The following is a 3,497-nucleotide window of genomic DNA, read 5'->3' as shown; positions in this document are numbered from 1 at the left end:
AATGAGGAAATATTGTCATCTGATGCAACATTGGTTGGGTAGCAATGTTGTCCGTTGTAGCAGGTCGGGCGCCGGGGGGTGAGACTTCGGCACCGATTGCCGGTGGTCAACACGCCCCCGATGTCCAACGCATCAATGATGCATCTGTTACAACATGTGTCGTGACCAATAATCTCGAAGGCTCGGCCGAGCGTGTATCGGCGCCCAATGTTGTCCATCTCGAACCGCAACGAGCGATGTTCGAGGCCATGTTGCAGGGCTGGGAGAAACAGCAGCGAGCGCGGTTCTTGAAGGATTCCACGATCGCGCCGCGCCTTCGGCTGGTGCGCCGTTTCGCGGAGTTCTCGGGCCTTTATCCGTGGCAGTGGACGCCGTCTGAGGGTGAGGCGTGGATCAGCGAATTGCGTTCGGGCTCTTCGCCATTGCGGTTCTCGACGGCACGTAACTATGAGATCGACATTCGGGTCTTCTGCGAGTACCTGCTTGATCAGCGGTACGGCTGGTTCGCTGATTGCGCGCAGCAGTTCGGGCAAACCCCGCAGCAGGTCTTCCACGACGACAACTCGATCCTGCACGTCGGGGAGTACGAAGGTGATCCGTCACGGCGCCCGCTGACCTACGACGAGGTTCAGGCGCTGTTCGACGCGGCCGACGGCCGAGTCGAGACGATCCGTTCACGCGGCCGCAAGGGTGCGATGACGGCTCTGCGCGATGCAGCCATGCTGAAGTTCATCTACGCCTACGGGCTGCGCCGCAACGAGGCCGCTCACGCCGATGTTGTTGACCTGCGCCGCAATTCGAAGATGGGCGACTTCGGCAGGTTCGGATCGTTCACGGTCCGGCACGGCAAAGCCTCGCGCGGAGGACCGGCGAAGCGGCGCACCGTGCTCACCGTCCCCGAGATGAGCTGGATCGTGGACATCCTGGACCACTATCTGACCGACGTGCGCCCGCAGTTCCCGGCCGACAAGAAGCCCGCGTTGTGGCTGACCGAACGTGGTACGCGGATCGGCGCCCGGACGATCAACACCGTCTTCACCGAGGTGCGTGATCTGGCCGGCATCGATCCCACGCTGAATTTGCACTGCCTGCGCCACTCGTTTGTGACGCATCTGGTCGAGTTTGACTACCCAGAGCGTTTCATTCAGGAGCAGGTTGGCCACTCGTTCTCCTCGACGACCGCCGTCTATATCGGTGTGTCCAACGAGTACCGCAACCGGATTCTGTCGAACGCCATGCACGCCCGCTACGGCGACGAGCTCGGACCGAGGCCGCCGCAATGAGGACCATGGACTATGCGTGGCACCTGCGCACCAAAATGGCTGAACGCGGGATGTTTTCGACGACCGACCTGCAACCGCACCTGGCGGATCGGGGCGTCGCGCTCTCCCGTGAGCAGACCTATCGCCTGGTCACCGGCCAGCCGCAACGACTGAGCATGAACACCCTGGTTGCGTTGTGCGACATCTTGGACTGCACCCCGAATGACTTGATCGAACCGCGCGTCACCGAAGCATCACCGCGCAAGGCCGCCGGTGGCGACAACGTCACTGCGATCACAACGCGTCGCACCACCATCAAGCGGCCGGGGAGCGGATCATGAGCGTCGCTGCGCCCCCGAAACACGTCTGCGCCCGCTGCGGCCGACTGGCCGAGCGCGCTGCGCGCACTCCTGGTGGTGGCATCTGCAAACGGTGCTACCGCAATGACCCCGCGCGGATGGAACAGTGCTCGGTCTGCGGACGTTCCAAGAACCCGTCACGGCGCACGGCTGACGGAAAACCGTTGTGCAGCAACTGCGCTCGCCCCAAGTATGTGTGCTCAGGATGCGGCCGACTCGATCACGCCAAGAAGATCACTGCCGAAGGTCCGCTCTGCCAGCGCTGCTACACAGCGCCGCAGCGTCAGTGCGGCAAGTGCGGACGCGTCCGAAAAATCGCGGTGCGCGTGCAGCAGGGAACAGTTGACCTGTGCCATCGCTGCGCGCACACCCGCGAATTCGTGTGCAGTCTGTGCTCGAAAATGCAACCCGTACATACACATTGGCCACTCGGCCCGGTCTGCATCCCCTGCTACAAGCGGTCAACACAACACCCCGCGACATGCGCCGGTTGCGGCACGGCCAAAGTCCTCATCGGACGCACCACTGCAGGCGAGCTGGCCTGCGGACCCTGCGTCGGCAGTTCCACCGACTACGTCTGCACAACGTGCGGCCAAGCCGGACCGCAACACTACGAAAACACCTGCCTGAACTGCTCCATCGTGCGCATGACACGCGAACTGCTGACCTCGCACGACGGAACCATCAGTCAGGATCTCGCTGGACTGCCGGACGTTCTCGCCCAGCACGGCCGCGCCGATTCGACGATGCGCTGGCTCATCAAGGCGCGCACCCAGCATTTCCTGCGCCTACTGGCCAACGCCGACGGCGAGTTGACCCACGCCGACGTCGACGCTTGCCCACCCGGATACGCTCGCCACTACGTGCGTGCGCTACTCGTACGGGCACAGATCCTGCCGCGTCGCGACGAGCAACTCGAGCGGTTCGAAACCTGGATCGACGAATACACCGCAGCTCTACCACCGCACCAGGGCGCGGTGTTGGCGCCCTACGCCCGCTGGGGCGTGCTGCGCACCGCCCGACGTCGGGCCGCCCGCCGTGGATTCACCACTTACGCAGCCGATTCCAGCCGCGAACGCATCCGCACGGCGCAGCGCCTGATCGAACACCTCGAGGCATCCGGACACCAGATCGGTGAGCTGACCCAGGCGATCCTCGATGGCTGGACGGCCGGTAACCGCGAGCGGACCAAGAGCATTTCCGGCTTCGTCACCTGGCTGGGCAAGCGCGGCATCGTCGACGGTGTGACTGCCCAACGGATCCAGCGCCAGTGGCCCAGCGAGATCAGCGACGAGACCGAACACCGGCAGCGAATCACCGACCTGTTGGACATGTCCACAGACATCGAGCTGTCCATCCGAGTGGCTGGGCTGCTGGTGCTGCTCTATGGTCCGCGATTGGTTCAGATCAAGGCGCTCACCACGGCCGATGTTGGCATCGACGGCAAGCGGACCCACCTGGCGCTGGCGCAACACCCGATCGAGCTACCCGCACCCGTCGGCGAACTCGTCAGTCAACTCGCCCGCCAAGCATCGGACAACCCGCGAGCAAGCACGCCCGACGGCGACGCCTACCACCTGTTTCCCGGGGCACGGCCCCATGAGTCGATCCACAGCACCACGCTCAGCGTGAAGCTCACAGCCGCCGGCATCCCAACACGTCTCAGCCGCAACTACGCCATGGTCGCCCTCACCAGTGATCTGCCCGCAGCTGTCGTCGCCACCCAGCTCGGCCTCAGCGCATCGGCAACCACGATGTGGGCCAAGTTCGGTCAACAAGACCAATCCGAATATCTACTCGCACGCCAGCAGGCCCGATGAAATGAAGGAGAACAGTGCCGAATACAGCACACACGAATATAGACCGTCCGCCAGTC

Annotated in this window: 4 protein-coding genes; 3 read left to right on the top strand and 1 reads right to left on the bottom strand. The window is 63.5% G+C overall.

Going from position 1 to position 3,497, the window contains the following annotated elements:
- The first annotated feature begins 236 nt into the window (after positions 1–236).
- Together ACJH7A_RS30155 and ACJH7A_RS30150 are read left to right on the top strand one after the other, a co-directional pair.
- Positions 237–1,283, top strand: coding sequence for a tyrosine-type recombinase/integrase (locus tag ACJH7A_RS30155; RefSeq protein ID WP_079481836.1), 1,047 nt, complete (start codon positions 237–239; stop codon positions 1,281–1,283).
- Positions 1,280–1,603 carry a helix-turn-helix transcriptional regulator gene (locus tag ACJH7A_RS30150; RefSeq protein WP_043988434.1) on the top strand — a complete coding sequence of 108 codons (324 nt, stop codon included), beginning with the start codon at positions 1,280–1,282 and terminating at the stop codon, positions 1,601–1,603. The genes ACJH7A_RS30155 and ACJH7A_RS30150 overlap by 4 nt, the downstream gene beginning before the upstream one ends.
- Before the next feature lie 218 nt (positions 1,604–1,821).
- Here the strand turns inward: ACJH7A_RS30150 and ACJH7A_RS30145 are convergent, their stop codons facing one another.
- Positions 1,822–1,977 carry a hypothetical protein gene (locus ACJH7A_RS30145; RefSeq protein ID WP_162563331.1) on the bottom strand — a complete coding sequence of 52 codons (156 nt, stop codon included), beginning with the start codon at positions 1,975–1,977 and terminating at the stop codon, positions 1,822–1,824.
- A 291-nt stretch (positions 1,978–2,268) separates the two neighbouring features.
- Here ACJH7A_RS30145 and ACJH7A_RS30140 point away from each other — a divergent pair, with 291 nt between their 5' ends.
- Positions 2,269–3,441, top strand: coding sequence for a hypothetical protein (locus ACJH7A_RS30140; RefSeq protein ID WP_043988433.1), 1,173 nt, complete (start codon positions 2,269–2,271; stop codon positions 3,439–3,441).
- Positions 3,442–3,497 lie beyond the last annotated feature (56 nt).

It is taken from the genome of Mycobacterium sp. SMC-17 (genome assembly GCF_045310915.1).
Classification (GTDB): domain Bacteria; phylum Actinomycetota; class Actinomycetes; order Mycobacteriales; family Mycobacteriaceae; genus Mycobacterium.
This window is presented reverse-complemented; position numbering and strand designations above follow the sequence as displayed.